Source organism: Nocardioides lacusdianchii (assembly GCF_020102855.1).
Taxonomy (GTDB): domain Bacteria; phylum Actinomycetota; class Actinomycetes; order Propionibacteriales; family Nocardioidaceae; genus Nocardioides; species Nocardioides lacusdianchii.
The window spans coordinates 41638-56233 of the sequence record NZ_JADHZD010000008.1 but is presented as its reverse complement, the minus strand read 5'-3'; the positions used below and the strand labels follow the sequence as shown (position 1 = coordinate 56233).

Sequence of the window (14596 nt, the reverse complement as noted above, 5' to 3'; positions counted from 1 at the left end):
GGCTCAGCTCCCGGTGGAGGTGTAGCGGCGCACACCGGTGCGCCAGACGAGGAGGGCGGCGGCCACGACCAGCGCGGCGGCGAGCGGTGAGCAGAACTGCAGCCACTCGGGGAAGCCGAACGGGTCGGGTCGCCCGAGGAGGTAGAGGCAGGGGTACCAGTTGACGAAGGCGATGGGCAGCACGACGGTCAGCGCGATCGCCAGCTCGCGGGGGAAGACCGTCAGGGGGTACTGCGTCAGCGTGTTGCCGCCGTAGGTGAAGGCGTTGGCGAACTCGCTGGCGTCGCTGGTCCAGAACTGGACGCAGCTGAAAAGGACGAACAGGCCGAAGAAGAGCGCGCTCGAGCTGACCACCATCAGCAGCGCCACGAGCACGCGCGACGGGGTCCAGTCCACGATCGGCAGCGCCCAGGCCATCACGACGCTCGCCTGGGTGATGCGCCCGAGCCGCCGCAGCGTGAAGCGGTCGGAGCAGACCTGGACGAGGAGCGGCACCGGCTTGGTGAGCATCTGGTCGAGGCGGCCGGTGCGGATGAACTCGCCGATGCGCTCGACGCTGCCGATCAGGGTGTCGGCGATGCCGATGCCGACCCCCGTCGCGCCGTAGAGCAGGGCGATCTCGCGCAGCCCGAAGCCGCCGAGCGAGTCGATGCTGGAGAACATGATCGCGATGCCGGCGAAGTCGAGGGCGTTGATCAGCATGCTGCCCACGACGAGCATCGCGAAGGACGCGGGGTAGGACAGCTCGGCGCGGACCCACAGCCGCACCATGTCGCCGTAGCGCGCGACCGGGTGCCACAGGCGCGCGGTCACCGAGGTCGTCGAGGTCTCAGCCACCCTGCACCACCAGCTTGCGGGTCGCGAGCGCGAGCACGAAGCGGCAGGCAAGGAGGAGCGCGAGCGCCCAGCCGGCCTGGAAGGCCAGCGCGCCGACGAGGTCGAGCCCGGTGTGGCGGCCCAGCCAGATGTCGTTGGGGACCTGGATCATCGCCGAGAAGGGGAGCGCCTCGGCGAGGCCGCCGAGCCAGCCGGGGAAGAGGACGAGCGGGAGCGACATGCCGCTGAAGAAGATCGCGAGGGCGCCGGTGAGGATGCGCGGACCGCTGGCGTCGAGCAGCCAGAAGGCCGTCGAGGCCACGAGGAAGCGGATGGCGAAGCTGACCACCACCGCCAGCGGGATGCTGAGCGCGAACCCCAGCGCGGCGGCGGGGGAGTCGGGCAGGGCGATGTCGAAGAGGAGGAGCCCGATCACCGTCGGGGCGAGTCCGCGCGTGAGGAAGTGGTACGCCGCACGGCCGAGGTCGCTCGCGAGGTACCACCCGACGAGGTCGACGGGGCGGTAGAGGTCGATGGCCACGTCACCGGTGCGGATCCGCTCGGCGAGGTCGTCGGTGGCGCCCCCGCCCCACAGCGCGACGGTCATCAGCAGCGCCTGGCCGAGCCAGACGAAGGTGACGGCGTCGACGGCGTCGTAGCCGCCCGCGTCGGGGTTGGCCTTCCACAGCGCGAGGTAGGCGAAGGAGTAGATGACGCCGAAGACGGAGTTGGTGAAGACCCCGGCGACGGTGGCCGCGCGGTAGGTGGAGTAGCGGCGGAAGGCGCGTGACGCCACGGCGACGTGCAGCATCCGCTCTCCCCTCACACGAAACGATCCCCGGCCCACCCACGAGGGGGCCGGGGATCGTCTCACACCTGAGGGGTACGGCGCACGCGGATGTGCGCCGGCCCTCGCGTCAGCGGTGCCGCACGAGGTTGACCACGCCGACCACCCGGCCGTACGCGTCCTCGGTGATCGCCACGCCGGCCCGGCGGGCGTCCGGGTTGAGCAGGATCGCGCGGTGGTCGGGGGAGTCGAGCCACAGCCGCACCATCTCGTCGGGGGTCAGGGCGGTCCCGCGCACCAGTGTCTCCCCGGCCCACGCGTGGCGGCAGCGGCGGATCACCTCGCCCTGGTCGCGGTGGGCGAAGACACCGGTGCGGGCGATGCGGGTGCCCCACTGCTCGGCCAGCTCGTCGGTGCAGACGTCGAAGTTCCAGATCTTGCGCAGGCCGAGCGCCGCACGCGCGTCGTTGATCCGCACCATCAGCGCGTCCTCGAGCCGGTCGCGGTCGCGGCTGGACGTCGCGTCCTCGAGGAGCACGGTGGGCACCGACCACGTCCGTGCGGTGGGCTCCCAGCGCGACGTCGCAGCGACGGCGCCGGAGGGCCCGGTCAGGACAGCTGCGCCCAGCACCGCGGCAGTGGCGGCGCGCGCCAGCGACCGTCGCGAGCGAGGTCGGGGGTGGCGCACGTCGGTCCTCCAGTGCGGGATCCGCGTCGGGGTGTCGGATCTTGAGGAGATCTCAGGGGATTTCCCACCACGGATCACAACAGTTTGACCGTTTCTGCATGACAGGAACACGAAAAGGGGGCCCGGTGGTCTGGACCGCAGGGGGTCGGGACCACCGGGCCCCGGAGGCTCGGCGCAGGCGGATCAGTGCTGGTAGGTGCCGTGGATGATCGCGCGGCCCAGCGTCTTGAACGCGAGGTTGAAGGACACGACGGCGTTGGAGGCACTGTCGTCGACGCCGAGCGACTCCTCGCCGACGGCGTGCACGACGAAGAAGTAGCGGTGCGGCTGGTCGCCCTGCGGCGGCGCCGCGCCCATGAAGCCGGCCTCGCCGCCGTCGTTGCGCACGTGGAAGGCCTTGCCGGGCAGGTCGCCTGCCGCGGCACCGGTGTCGAGGGAGGTGACGTCGGCGGGAACGTCGACCAGGCACCAGTGCCAGAAGCCGCTGGGCGTCGGCGCGTCGGGGTCGAAGCAGGTGACCACGAAGGACTTCGTGCCGTCGGGCGCGCCCGACCAGCTCAGCTGGGGCGAGGTGTTGCCGAGGGCGGCCACCTGGTCGTCCTTGAGCGGCGCACCATCGGTGACGTCGTCGCTGGTGACCGTGAAGGACGCGGTCGCCGGCAGGTAGTCGTACGGGTTCGGGCTGACAGGTCGCTCGATGCTCATTCCTCGAACCTAGCCACGGGGCCAAGGCGCCGACCAGAGACAATGCAGCATGCTCGACAACGGTTCCTCGGAGACCCATCCCTACCTGGCCGGGCTCGTCCTGGCCGGACGCCGGGTGGTCGTGGTCGGTGGCGGGCACGTCGCCCAGCGCCGCGTCCCCACGTTCCTGGCCACTGGCGCGGACGTGGTGGTGGTGAGCCCGGAGGTGACCCCCGCGATCGAGGGCCTGGGCGGAGAGCTGACCCTGGTGCTGCGCGAGTTCACCGAGTCCGACCTCGACGGCGCGTGGTACGTCGTCGCCGCCACCGACGACCCGGAGGTGAACGCGCGCGTGGCCACCGCGGCCGAGCAGCGCCACACCTTCTGCGTGCGCGCCGACGACGCGCTCGGGGGGTCGGCGTGGACCCCGGCCGTGGGTCACCACGGCAGCGTGACGGTCGGCGTGCTGGGCAACCGGGAGCCGAAGAAGTCCGCGGCGCTGCGCGACGACATCGTCACCGCGCTGCGCGACGGTCAGCTGAGCGCCACCGACGCCCACGACCGCACCCCCGGTGTGGTGCTCGTGGGCGGCGGTCCCGGCGAGCCGGAGCTCGCCACGGTCGCCGCGCACCACGCCCTGGCCTCGGCCGACGTGGTGGTCGCCGACCGTCTCGCGCCGCGCGAGCTGCTCGACGGCCTCGGGTCGCACGTCGAGCTGATCGACGTCGCCAAGCTGCCGCGCGGCCGGTCGGCCTCCCAGGAGCAGATCAACCAGGTCATCGTCGACCGGGCGCTGGCGGGCAAGCGCGTGGTGCGCTTCAAGGGCGGCGACAACTTCGTCTTCGGTCGCGGCTACGAGGAGATCCAGGCCTGCGCGGCCGCAGGCGTCCCGGTGACCGTCGTCCCCGGCCTCACCTCCGCCATCGCGGTGCCGGCCCGCGTGGGCATCCCCGTCACGCACCGCGGGGTGGCGCACGAGTTCACGGTCATCTCCGGCCACCTGCCGCCGGGCCACCCCGAGTCGCTCGTCGCGTGGGACTCGGTCGCCGGCCTGCGGGGGACGCTCGTGCTGCTGATGGCGGTCGACAACGCTCCCGCCATCGCCGCGGAGCTGCTCCGGGGCGGACGCGCGGGCGACACCCCGGTCGCGGTGATCGTCGACGGCACCATGCCCACCGAGCGCACCGTGCTCAGCACGCTGGCCTCGCTGGCCGACGACCTCGCCGCCCACGAGGTGGTCCCGCCCGCGATCATCGTGATCGGCGAGGTGGTGGCGGTGGCCCGTCCGGCACACTACGGACGTGCCTGAGACCGTCGAGATCACCGACCCCGACGACCCCCGCCTCGCCGACTACCGCGACCTGCGCGACGTCGAGCTGCGCAAGAGCCTCGAGGCCGAGCACGGGCTCTTCCTCGCCGAGGGCGAGAAGGTCGTGCGCCGCGCGGTCGAGGCCGGCTACGACGCCCGCTCGTTCCTGATGGCGCCGCGCTGGCTCGAGGGCCTCGAGGACGTCATCTCGCGGAGTGCCGGTCCCTGCTACGTCATGCCCGAGCGGCTGATCGAGCAGGTGACGGGCTTCCACGTCCACCGTGGCGCGCTCGCCTCGCTGCAGCGTCGGCCGCTGCCCACGCTCGACACCGTGCTGGCGGACGCGAGGTCGGTGCTGGTCCTCGAGGACCTCGTCGACCACACCAACGTCGGTGCCGTCTTCCGCTCGGGCGCCGCCCTCGGCTTCGACGCCGTGCTGCTGGCGCCGCGCTGCGCCGACCCGCTCTACCGTCGCTCGATCAAGGTCGGCATGGGTGCGGTGTTCACCACGCCGTGGACCCGGCTGCCCGACTGGTACGACGCGCTGCCGGACCTGTCGGCTCGCGGCTTCACCACCGTGGCGCTGACCCTGTCGGCCGACTCGGTGCCGATCGAGGACGCGGTCGCCGGTGTCGACCGGCTGGCGCTGGTGCTCGGCTCGGAGGGCCACGGCCTGTCGTCGCGCTGGGAGGCCTCCGCCGAGAGGCGGGCCATCATCCCGATGCGGGCCGGCATCGACTCGCTCAACGTCGCTGCGGCGAGCGCGGTCGCCTGCTACGCCGCGGCGCGCCGCTGACCGGTGCCGTCGCTCAGCCGCGCTGGCGCAGTGCTTCGTGCAGCACGATCGACCCGGCGACGGCCGCGTTGAGCGACGACGCGGTGCCAGTCATCGCGATGCTCACGACGTCGTCGCAGGCCGTACGCCATCCCGAGGAGATGCCGTGGGTCTCGTTGCCGACCACGACGACCACCCGGCCCGAGAGGTCGACCTCCGCGAGCGGGCTGCCCTCCTCGTCGGTGCCGACGATCCGGTAGCCGCGGGCCTGGGCGTGCTCGACGACCGGTCCGGGGCCGGGGACGCGCAGGACCGTCAGGGCGAAGAGCGACCCTGTGCTGGCGCGCACCGACTGCGGGTCGTAGGGGTCGGCGGCGTGCCCCGTGACGACGAGCGCGGACGCGCCGAAGGCGTCCGCGGAGCGGGCCAGGGTACCGATGTTGCCGGGGCTGGTCGGCCGGTCGAAGACCACGATCGGTCCGTGCGGGCGTGAGGAGTCGGCGAGGCGCGCGACGCCGTCGTCGGGCATCTCCACGACGGCGACCAGCTCGGAGCCGTCCTTGCCGCTGAGGCGGGCGTGCAGGTCGGGGGAGAGGTCGACGCGCTCGCCGTCGGTGGTGGACCACAGCGCGTCCGACCAGGCCGAGGAGGCGCCGTCCGCGCGCAGGAGCGCCCGCACGGTCCAGCCCTCGTCGACGGCACGCGTGATGGGGCGTACGCCCTGCACCAGGAACTCGCGGTTGCGGTGGCGCTTGGAGCGGTTGGTCAGCAGCGCCTCCCACTGCTGGAAGCGCGCGTTCTCACGGGTGATGCGCAGGTCGCTCATCCGGCGGGCCAGGTGAGGGGGAAGTCCTCGGCTGCGGCGTCGTGCTTCTTGGTCAGCCGCTTGCGCGACTTCGCCGAGAGCCGGTCGCCGAAGACGGTGCCGAGGGTGTGGTCGGTCTCGTGCTGGAGGCAGCGGGCCAGGAGTCCGTCGCCCTCGAAGGTCACCGGCTCGCCGTCGAGGCCGGTCCCGTCCACGCGCGCCCAGTCGGGTCGCGGGCACGACTCGAAGGAGCCGGGGAACGACAGGCAGCCCTCCTCGTCGTCCTCGAGGCGACGGTCGCGGCCCTCCGGCAGCGTCAGCACCGGGTTGCACACGACACCGACGGTGCGGGTGCCGGTGTCGTCGGGGCAGTCGAAGACGAACATCGCCACGTCCTCGCCGACCTGGCAGGCCGCCAGGCCCACGCCCTCGGCGGCGTACATCGTGGCGACCATGTCGGCCGCGAGCGTGCGCAGCGCCTCGTCGTACGCCGTCACCGCGGCCTGCGGCCGGTGCATGACGGGGGTGCCCCAGCGGGTGATCGGGCGCACCGACCCACCGTCGGGAAGGGGGCCGTGGGGCGCCCGGAGGTCGAGGTCTGCGTCGGTCGGCTGGTCCTCGGGCATGACGAGGATCCTAGCGAGGACCGGCAGGTGACCCGCACCACGCCGGACGTGCTCTGGTCAAAGATGTAACTCAGAGTTACATTGGACGCATGAGCCCACTGTTCCGCCTGCGGCCGGGAGGCCGCCACGGGGTGTCCTCGCGCGAGACCCGCGACCCCATCGGCTTCGCCGTCGCCGCCGTCAACCGGCTGGCGCAGAGCGAGCTCATCGACCGCGTCGGCCTGCGCAAGCAGGCCGAGCAGGCCGTCTACTCCACCACCCGCAACGGCTTCCGCGTCGCCACTGCCGCCGGTCGCACGTTCGCCCGTGCCGGACGCAGCGCCCCCGGCGCGCGTCCGGCCAGCGCCGGGTCGAGCGGGGTCTTCGACCTCACCCCGACCGAGGACGAGGCGATGCTCGTGGCGGTCGTCGACGAGCTCGCGACCGAGCTGCTCCGTCCTGCCGCGTCCGCCGCCGACGAGGCGTGCACCGCGCCGACGGAGGTGCTGGCCGCGGCCCAGGAGATCGGGCTGCCCGGCCTTGGCGTGCCCGACGCCCTCGGCGGCATCATGGAGGAGCGCTCCGCGATGGCCGGCACGCTCGTCGCCGAGGCGCTCGCCAAGGGCGACATGGGCCTGGCCGTCGCGACGCTCGCACCCGGTGCGGTGGCGACGGCGATCGGCCTCTGGGGCACCGAGGCCCAGCAGCAGACCTACCTCCCCGCCTTCACCGGTGACGACGTCCCTGTCGCCGCCCTCACGATCGCCGAGCCCACGGTCCTGTTCGACCCGTTCTCGCTCGCCACGACCGCCCGGCGCGAGGGCGACGGCTTCGTCCTCGACGGTGTGAAGTCCGCGGTCGTCCGCGGCGCCGACGCCGAGCTCTTCGTCGTCGCCGCCCAGCTCGAGGGCACTCCGGCGCTCTTCATCGTCGAGTCGGGGGCCGTCGGCCTCGAGGTCGAGGCCGACCCGTCGATGGGTGTGCGCGCCGCGGGCCTGGCCCGCCTGCACCTCAGCGGCGTACGGGTCGGGGCGGATGCCCTGCTCGGCGACACCGACGGCACCGCCTATCGCGAGTGCGTACGCCTCTCCCGCCTGGCGTGGTGCGCCCTCGCGGTCGGGACCGGGCAGGCGGTGCTCGACTACGTCAAGGACTACGTCAACGGTCGCGAGGCGTTCGGCGAGCCGATCAGCCACCGGCAGTCGGTCGCCTTCATGGTGGCCGACATCGCGATCGAGGTGCAGGCGATGCGGCTGCTGACGTGGAAGGCCGCCTCGCGTGCCACCCGAGGCCAGGACTTCGCCCGCGAGGTCGCGCTGGCCCGGCAGCTGTGCACCGAGAAGGGCATGCGGATCGGCCTCGACGGCGTCCAGCTGCTCGGCGGGCACGGCTTCGTCAAGGAACACCCGGTGGAGCGGTGGTACCGCGACCTGCGGGCCGTCGGCGTGATGGAAGGTGCGGTGCTGGTCTGATGATCAACCTGGAGACCCCCAAGAAGCAGGCCGGCCTGATCGATCAGGCGCACCAGCTCGCGATGAACATGCTCCGCCCGATCTCGCGCAAGTACGACCGCGCCGAGCACGACTACCCCCACGAGCTCGACATGCTCGCGGCCCTGATCGACGGCGTGTCCGAGACCGGCGCGACCGGCGGTGCCGGCGCGGGCGGCGTACGCCGCGACGACAAGCCGTCGGGTGCGGACAGGGCCACGGTGCGCAACGGCGCGAACCTCGCGTCGGTGCTGTCCGTCGCCGAGATGTGCTGGGGCGACACGGCCCTCCTGCTGTCGATGCCCCGTCAGGGCCTCGGCAACTCGGCCATCGCGTCGGTGGCCAACGACGAGCAGCTCGAGCGCTACAAGGGCACGTGGGCCGCGATGGCGATCACCGAGCCCGGCACCGGTTCGGACTCCGCCAACATCACCACGACCGCGGTGAAGGACGGCGACGAGTACGTCATCAACGGCGAGAAGATCTACGTCACCTCCGGCGACCGCGCCGACAGCGTCGTCGTGTGGGCCACCCTCGACAAGGAGCTCGGCCGCGCGGCCATCAAGTCCTTCCTGGTCCGCAAGGACAACCCCGGCCTCAAGGTCGAGCGGCTCGAGCACAAGCTCGGCATCCGTGCCTCCGACACCGCGGCGATCACCTTCACCGACTGCCGGGTGCCGGCCGAGGACCTGCTCGGCTCGCCCGAGATCGACACCAAGTCCGGCTTCGCCGGTGCGATGGCGACCTTCGACAACACGCGGCCGCTCGTCGCCGCGATGGCCGTCGGGTGCGCCCGCGCCTCGCTCGACCTCACCCGCGACCTGCTCGAGCAGGCGGGCGTCGTCATCGACTACGACCGACCGGCCCAGTCGCAGAGCGCGGCAGCAGCGACCTTCCTGCGCCTCGAGGCGGACTGGGAGGGTGCCCAGCTGCTGATGATGCAGGCGGCGTGGATGGCCGACAACCGGCTGCCCAACTCGCTCGAGGCCTCGATGGCCAAGGCGAAGGCCGGACGCGTGGGCTCTGACGTCACGCTCTCGTGCGTGCAGCTGTGCGGGACGCTCGGCTACAGCGAGGGCGAGCTGCTGGAGAAGTGGGCGCGTGACTCGAAGATCCTCGACATCTTCGAGGGCACCCAGCAGATCCAGCAGCTGATCGTCGCCCGCCGGATCCTCGGGCTGACGAGCTCGGAGCTGAAGTAGGGCGCACGTACGCCGCCCGGTCAGTGGTGCGTAGCGCGAGGAAGTGCCCGGTCGGCGAGGTCAGGAGACGGCGCGGAAGGGGTCGTGCTCGGCGAGCAGCTTGTCGACGCGGGCCTGGTCGATGCGGTGGAAGACCTTCTGGTCCTCCTGCTGGTCGCGGATCACCTTGGCGAGGGTGAAGGCCGACGTCGTGAGGTAGAGGGTGCCGAGGGCGAGGAAGCCCTTGATCCACGGGTCGGCCGGCATGAAGTAGACGGCGACCAGCATCGCGAAGAGCGAGGCGCCGAAGGAGATCGCGGCCTGGGCGGCGAAGGCAGTGGTGTTCTTGGCGGTGGAGTCGGTCTTGGAGGTCATGGCAGGAGTCTCGTGACGCCGTTGCCCCTGCGGACCCGGCCGGCTACCCGACCTGCGCTGAGTACGCGCACCCGACCCGCCCGGTACGTTCGGGCCATGCCAGAGGAGCACGCCGGCCACATGTCGCCCGAGGAGTTCCGTCGTCACGGCCACGCGGCCATCGACTGGATCGCCGACTACTGGGCCTCGCTCGACGACCTTCCGGTGCGCGCCCAGGTCGCGCCCGGCGACGTACGCCGCCAGCTGCCCGCGTCGGCTCCCGAGCAGGGGGAGCCGTTCGACGATGTGCTGGCCGACCTCGATCGTGTCGTCGTGCCCGGGCTCACCCACTGGCAGCACCCGCGGTTCTTCGCCTACTTCCCGGCCAACTCCTCGCCGGCCGCCATCCTCGGTGACCTGCTCTCCAGCGGCATCGGCGCGCAGGGGATGATCTGGGCCACCAGCCCGGCGGTCACCGAGGTCGAGCAGGTCGTCCTCGACTGGTTCGCCGAGGCGCTCGGCCTGCCCGACGGCTTCCGCAGCGACAGTGCCGGAGGCGGCGTCATCCAGGACACCGCGTCGACGGCGACGTTCACGGCGCTGCTCTCTGCGCTGCACCGGGCGAGTGGGGGAGCGGTGCGCACCGACGGCGTGGGCAGCGGGGCGTGGCGGGTCTACGGCTCGACGCAGGCCCACTCCTCGCTGGTGAAGGCCGCGATGATGGCCGGGCTGGGAGAGGGCGCGGTGCGCACAGTCGCCGTCGACCCGGCCACCCAGGCGATCGACGTCGACGCCCTGCGCGACGCGATCGTCGAGGACGTGGAGGCCGGCCTGCGCCCGGTGATGGTGCACCTCGCCGCGGGCTCGACCTCGACGGGTGCGATGGACGACGTGGACGCGGTGGCCGCGAGGGTGCGCGAGTGGGGAGTGTGGCTGCACGTGGACGCCGCATGGGCGGGCGTCGCTGCGGTCTGCCCGGAGCACCGCGGGTTCCTGGCCGGGGTCGAGGCGGCCGACTCGTTCGTCACCAACCCGCACAAGTGGCTGCTCACGACCTTCGACTGCAGCACCTTCTGGGTCCGTGACCGCGCGGCGCTCACCGGTGCGCTGTCGATCCTGCCGGAGTACCTCCGCAACGCCGCGACCGAGTCGGGCGAGGTCGTCGACTACCGCGACTGGCACCCGCAGCTCGGGCGCCGCTTCCGCGCGATCAAGCTGTGGGCGGTGCTGCGGACCTACGGACTGGAGGGCCTTCGCGCCCACATCCGCAGTGGCATCGCCCTCGCCGAGCGTGTCGCCGCGCTCGTGGCCTCGGACGACCGCTTCGAGATGGTCACCGAGCCGTCGCTGTCGCTGGTGGTCTTCCGGTTGCGCGCCGGGGACGAGCAGACGCTCGCGGCGATGGAGGCGGTCAACGCCTCGGGCGAGGCGTACCTCTCCCACACCACGGTCGAGGGCCGCGCGGCGATCCGGCTGGCGGTCGGCAGCTGGCGCACCACCGAGGCCGACGTCGACCGCACGTGGCGGGCGCTGCAGGAAGCCGCCGCGGCTCAGGCCTGACGGTCCTCGCGGAGGGGGCGGCGTCCGGCCGGGTCGCGACGGACCATCTCGATCGTCCGCTCGACGTCCTGGATGCCGAGGTGCTCGAGGTGGAAGCGCCCGTCCCGGGCCACGCGGAAGGACGTGTCCACCACCGGGTGCACGTCCGGCGCCTGCCGGTCCCGGTGGAGTACCAGCACGGCGAGCGGCCGGCCCCGCCCGCGGCGTACGTCGCCCTCGCGCAGCACCCACGTCGTCGGGGCGCCCTCGATGCTCATCCACCTGCCCCCGTTGCAGATGGCCGTGACGAGCGTCGCCACGGTCGGGTGCGCGGTCCGGTCGTCCAGCACGAGCACGCGGCTGTTGTCATGGGCGTCGTCCCCCATCGACACCGCGTCCCGCGTCAGCACGACGGTGAAGCCGGACGGTGCCGGCGCGACGCTCTGGTGCTGGACCTCGCGGACCAGCTCGCGCAGGCGTTGCTGCGACGCGGCCCAGCCGCGCACCTGCTCTCGTGAGACGACAGCGGCGTCGCGACGCGCGCCGAGGTCCCTGACCTCGAGCTCCCACGGCAGGACCCGGAGCAGGCGCAGCAGCACGACGACCGGGACGAGCGCCACCCGCAGCGCCAGCTCGAGCCCGGCCAGGACGGTGACGAGGAGGATCGTGTCGACGGGGATCCGCTGGCGCCACGGCAGCCAGCGGCGGTGGACGGCGTACGAGCGTCCGTGCGGCGCGCTGACGATCACGTCGTCCACCCGAGCTGGAGCATGGCCGACAGTGTGGACCATCGACGTCGGACTGCCGCTCGGCAGGGAGACCGTTGCGTAGAGTGCGGCCAGTGCAGTTCCTCACCACGCCGCCCGGGCACGACCTGACCTACGACGACGTCTTCATGGTGCCGCGGCACTCGGCGGTCGCGAGCAGGTACGACGTCGACCTCGCCACCTCCGACGGCACCGGGGCGACGCTCCCGCTCGTCGTGGCCAACATGACCGCCATCGCGGGGCGCCGGATGGCCGAGACAGTGGCCCGTCGCGGCGGCATCACGGTGATCCCGCAGGACATCCCGATCCCGGTGGTCGCCGACGTCGTGGCGTGGGTGAAGCAGCGCCACCGTGTCTTCGACACCCCCATCGAGCTGCGCCCCGACCAGACGGTCGCCGAGGCACTGTCGCTGATCCCGAAGCGCGCGCATCGCGCCGCCGTGGTCGTCGAGGACGGTCGGCCCGTGGGCGTGGTGTCCGAGGCCGACTGCGCCGACGTCGACCGCTTCGCGCAGGTGTCGCAGGTGATGAACCCGGCCGTGGTGACGGTGTCGGCCTCCACCGACCCGCGTGAGGCCTACGACGCGATCGAGCGTGCCAAGGCACCCGTGGCCGTGGCCGTCTCGGAGACCGGTGAGCTGATCGGGGTGCTGACCCGCCTCGGCGCGCTGCGCGCCACCCTCTACGCCCCGGCGCTCGACGCACGCGGGGGCCTGCGCATCGCCGCGGCCGTCGGTGTCAACGGCGACGTCGAGGCCCGTGCGGGCGAGCTGCTCGCTGCAGGGGTCGACTGCCTCGTCGTCGACACGGCCCACGGGCACCAGGACCGGATGCTCCAGGCCCTGAAGGCGGTCCGCGGCCTGTCCCCGACGGTCCCGGTCGTCGCGGGCAACGTCGTCTCTGCCGACGGCACCCGCGCGCTCATCGAGGCCGGCGCCGACATCGTCAAGGTCGGCGTGGGACCCGGCGCGATGTGCACGACCCGGATGATGACCGGAGTGGGCCGACCGCAGTTCTCCGCCGTGCTGGAGTGCGCGTCCGCCGCACGCGAGCTCGGCAAGCACGTCTGGGCCGACGGCGGCGTACGCCACCCGCGCGACGTCGCGCTCGCCCTGGCCGCGGGTGCCTCGTCGGTGATGATCGGGTCGTGGTTCGCCGGCACGCACGAGTCGCCCGGCGACCTCATGCACGACGCCGACGGCCGGCCCTTCAAGGTGTCCTTCGGCATGGCTTCGGCGCGGGCCGTCGCCAACCGCACCTCCGGCGAGTCGTCGTACGACCGGGCCCGCAAGGGCCTCTACGAGGAGGGCATCTCGTCCTCGCGGATGTACCTCGACCCCGACCGGCCCGGCGTCGAGGACCTCATCGACCAGATCTGCTCGGGCGTGCGCTCGGCGTGCACCTACGCCGGTGCCGCCAGCCTCGCCGAGCTCCACGACCGGGCCGTGGTCGGCGTCCAGTCCGCCGCGGGGTTCCACGAGGGCCGCCCGCTCGCCAGGTCGTGGTGACGTGGGGGAGCTCCGGCACGTCTTCGTGATGACCTACGGCAGGTCGGGCTCGACCCTGCTGATGGGCATCCTCAACTCCATCCCGGGCTGGCTGCTGCGCGGGGAGAACCGCCACGCGATGCGCCACCTCTACGACTTCCACCGCAGCGGCCTGGTGGAGAAGGCACGAGTCGACGCACGCCGCGCGAGCCAGCCCACGCACCCGTGGTTCGGCATCGAGGCGTTCCCCGAGGACGTGTCGCTCCAGCACATCCGGGCGCTGGCCGAGGCGACGCTCCTGCGCCCCGAGCCGGACACCCGGGTCACGGGCTACAAGGAGATCCGGTGGTACGACGAGGACCTCCCGGACTACCTCGAGTTCCTCCGGCAGGTCTTCCCCGGGGCGCGGTTCGTGCTCAACACCCGCAACCTCGAGGACGTCGCCGCCAGCAACTTCTGGACCCACAAGGACGACCCGCTCGGCCGCGTGCAGCGCATCGAGGAGCGGATGCTCAGCGCGGCCGAGGGACTGGGCGACGCCGTCCACCGCGTCCACTACGACGACTACGTCGCCGACCCCGAGGTGCTGCGCGGGCTCTTCGACTGGCTCGGCGAGGACTACGACCCGGTGAAGGTCCACGAGGTCATGGCCACGCCCCACTCCCGACGGGGCAAGCACCGCGACTGACCGGCCGGGACTCCCGCGCCGGGACCGGACTCAGCGCGAGGACCGCGCCGTACGCCCCTTCGTGACGCCGACGAAGGTCTGGGTCACCTCGTCGTCGCGCTCGATGCGCCACACGAGCGCGATCGTGGTGGGGGCGAGATCGGTGACGACGCGCGTGACGACGTCCTTGCGCTGGTGCAGCCGCGCCACCGACATCGGGAGCACCACGACACCGGTGCCGGCGGCGACGGTCTCGACGGCGTCCCGCTCGGTCATCGGTGGCCAGTCCAGCTGCTCGGCGTCGGGCTGCCACCCGCTCGCGTGAGGGCGGACGAGCTGCTCGTCCGCCAGGTCCGCGGTGGTCACCTCCGCGTCGGCGGCGGCCAGCAGGTGGTCCCGGGAGGCGACGACGACCGGGAGCTCGTCGTAGAGGCGCACGCAGTGGAGTCCGTCGGTCTCGGCGGGCAGCCGGACCAGCGCCATGTCCAGGCTTCCGTCGAGCACGCCGTCCAGCTGCTCGGGCTCCGTCACCGGCACGAGCTCCAGGGGCTCGCGCCGCTGGTCGCGCCAGCTGCGCGCCCACTTGTCGGGGGTCGCGCCGGTGACGAAGCCGATGCGCAGGGGGGCGATCATGCGCCCGAC

General features: G+C 72.5%; 16 protein-coding genes. 7 read left to right on the top strand and 9 right to left on the bottom strand.

The genetic code is table 11. The features are described 5' to 3' along the window. Positions 1 to 3: 3 nt before the first annotated feature. The 4 genes from IRX98_RS12920 to IRX98_RS12905 all read right to left on the bottom strand — a co-directional run bounded on the left by IRX98_RS12920 (position 4) and on the right by IRX98_RS12905 (position 2996). Entirely contained in the window at positions 4 to 837 is an 834-nt protein-coding gene (locus IRX98_RS12920) for an ABC transporter permease (RefSeq protein WP_224277343.1), read from the bottom strand. Then, complete coding sequence (locus IRX98_RS12915) at positions 830 to 1627, bottom strand: ABC transporter permease (protein WP_224277342.1); 798 nt, start codon at positions 1625 to 1627, stop codon at positions 830 to 832. Before IRX98_RS12915 ends, IRX98_RS12920 begins: the two co-directional genes overlap by 8 nt. Positions 1628 to 1733: 106 nt before the next feature. After that, positions 1734 to 2291: a CAP domain-containing protein gene (locus IRX98_RS23485; RefSeq protein ID WP_224277341.1), complete on the bottom strand. Its 558-nt coding sequence runs from the start codon at positions 2289 to 2291 to the stop codon at positions 1734 to 1736. Positions 2292 to 2474: 183 nt separating this feature from the next. After that, positions 2475 to 2996, bottom strand: a complete 522-nt coding sequence (locus tag IRX98_RS12905; protein WP_224277339.1) for a YbhB/YbcL family Raf kinase inhibitor-like protein — start codon at positions 2994 to 2996, stop codon at positions 2475 to 2477. A 49-nt stretch (positions 2997 to 3045) separates the two neighbouring features. On the opposite strand from IRX98_RS12905, the gene cobA reads away from it, so the two are divergent. Both cobA and IRX98_RS12895 read left to right on the top strand, forming a co-directional pair. Continuing rightward, the gene (gene cobA / locus IRX98_RS12900) at positions 3046 to 4284 is read left to right on the top strand and encodes a uroporphyrinogen-III C-methyltransferase (RefSeq protein ID WP_224277337.1); all 1239 of its coding nucleotides are present in this window, start codon (positions 3046 to 3048) and stop codon (positions 4282 to 4284) included. Continuing rightward, positions 4277 to 5080, top strand: coding sequence for a TrmH family RNA methyltransferase (locus tag IRX98_RS12895; protein WP_224277335.1), 804 nt, complete (start codon positions 4277 to 4279; stop codon positions 5078 to 5080). Before cobA ends, IRX98_RS12895 begins: the two co-directional genes overlap by 8 nt. A gap of 13 nt (positions 5081 to 5093) precedes the next feature. Here IRX98_RS12895 and IRX98_RS12890 read toward each other — a convergent pair whose 3' ends face one another. Then, positions 5094 to 5885 (bottom strand): TrmH family RNA methyltransferase, encoded by a 792-nt coding sequence (locus tag IRX98_RS12890; RefSeq protein WP_224277333.1) that lies wholly within the window; start codon positions 5883 to 5885, stop codon positions 5094 to 5096. Further along, complete coding sequence (gene def, locus IRX98_RS12885) at positions 5882 to 6490, bottom strand: peptide deformylase (protein ID WP_224277331.1); 609 nt, start codon at positions 6488 to 6490, stop codon at positions 5882 to 5884. The genes IRX98_RS12890 and def overlap by 4 nt, the downstream gene beginning before the upstream one ends. 89 nt (positions 6491 to 6579) lie before the next feature. Here def and IRX98_RS12880 point away from each other — a divergent pair, with 89 nt between their 5' ends. Beyond that, positions 6580 to 7941, top strand: coding sequence for an acyl-CoA dehydrogenase family protein (locus IRX98_RS12880; RefSeq protein ID WP_224277330.1), 1362 nt, complete (start codon positions 6580 to 6582; stop codon positions 7939 to 7941). After that, entirely contained in the window at positions 7941 to 9161 is a 1221-nt protein-coding gene (locus IRX98_RS12875; RefSeq protein ID WP_224277329.1) for an acyl-CoA dehydrogenase family protein, read from the top strand. Before IRX98_RS12880 ends, IRX98_RS12875 begins: the two co-directional genes overlap by 1 nt. A gap of 60 nt (positions 9162 to 9221) precedes the next feature. Here IRX98_RS12875 and IRX98_RS12870 read toward each other — a convergent pair whose 3' ends face one another. Further along, positions 9222 to 9515 (bottom strand): YiaA/YiaB family inner membrane protein, encoded by a 294-nt coding sequence (locus IRX98_RS12870; RefSeq protein ID WP_224277328.1) that lies wholly within the window; start codon positions 9513 to 9515, stop codon positions 9222 to 9224. A 96-nt stretch (positions 9516 to 9611) separates the two neighbouring features. Here IRX98_RS12870 and IRX98_RS12865 point away from each other — a divergent pair, with 96 nt between their 5' ends. Further along, the gene (locus tag IRX98_RS12865) at positions 9612 to 11054 is read left to right on the top strand and encodes a pyridoxal phosphate-dependent decarboxylase family protein (protein ID WP_224277327.1); all 1443 of its coding nucleotides are present in this window, start codon (positions 9612 to 9614) and stop codon (positions 11052 to 11054) included. Here the strand turns inward: IRX98_RS12865 and IRX98_RS12860 are convergent. Further along, entirely contained in the window at positions 11045 to 11791 is a 747-nt protein-coding gene (locus tag IRX98_RS12860) for a hypothetical protein (RefSeq protein WP_224277326.1), read from the bottom strand. The genes IRX98_RS12865 and IRX98_RS12860 overlap by 10 nt on opposite strands. Before the next feature lie 83 nt (positions 11792 to 11874). Between IRX98_RS12860 and IRX98_RS12855 the strand changes: the two genes are divergently transcribed. Together IRX98_RS12855 and IRX98_RS12850 are read left to right on the top strand one after the other, a co-directional pair. Beyond that, positions 11875 to 13308: a GuaB1 family IMP dehydrogenase-related protein gene (locus tag IRX98_RS12855; protein WP_224277325.1), complete on the top strand. Its 1434-nt coding sequence runs from the start codon at positions 11875 to 11877 to the stop codon at positions 13306 to 13308. A 1-nt stretch (position 13309) separates the two neighbouring features. Next, entirely contained in the window at positions 13310 to 13975 is a 666-nt protein-coding gene (locus tag IRX98_RS12850; RefSeq protein ID WP_224277323.1) for a sulfotransferase family protein, read from the top strand. A 30-nt stretch (positions 13976 to 14005) separates the two neighbouring features. Here the strand turns inward: IRX98_RS12850 and IRX98_RS12845 are convergent, their stop codons facing one another. After that, a complete protein-coding gene (locus IRX98_RS12845; protein ID WP_224277321.1) occupies positions 14006 to 14587 on the bottom strand; it encodes a LysR substrate-binding domain-containing protein in 582 nt (193 codons plus the stop codon). Between the last annotated feature and the right edge of the window lie 9 nt (positions 14588 to 14596).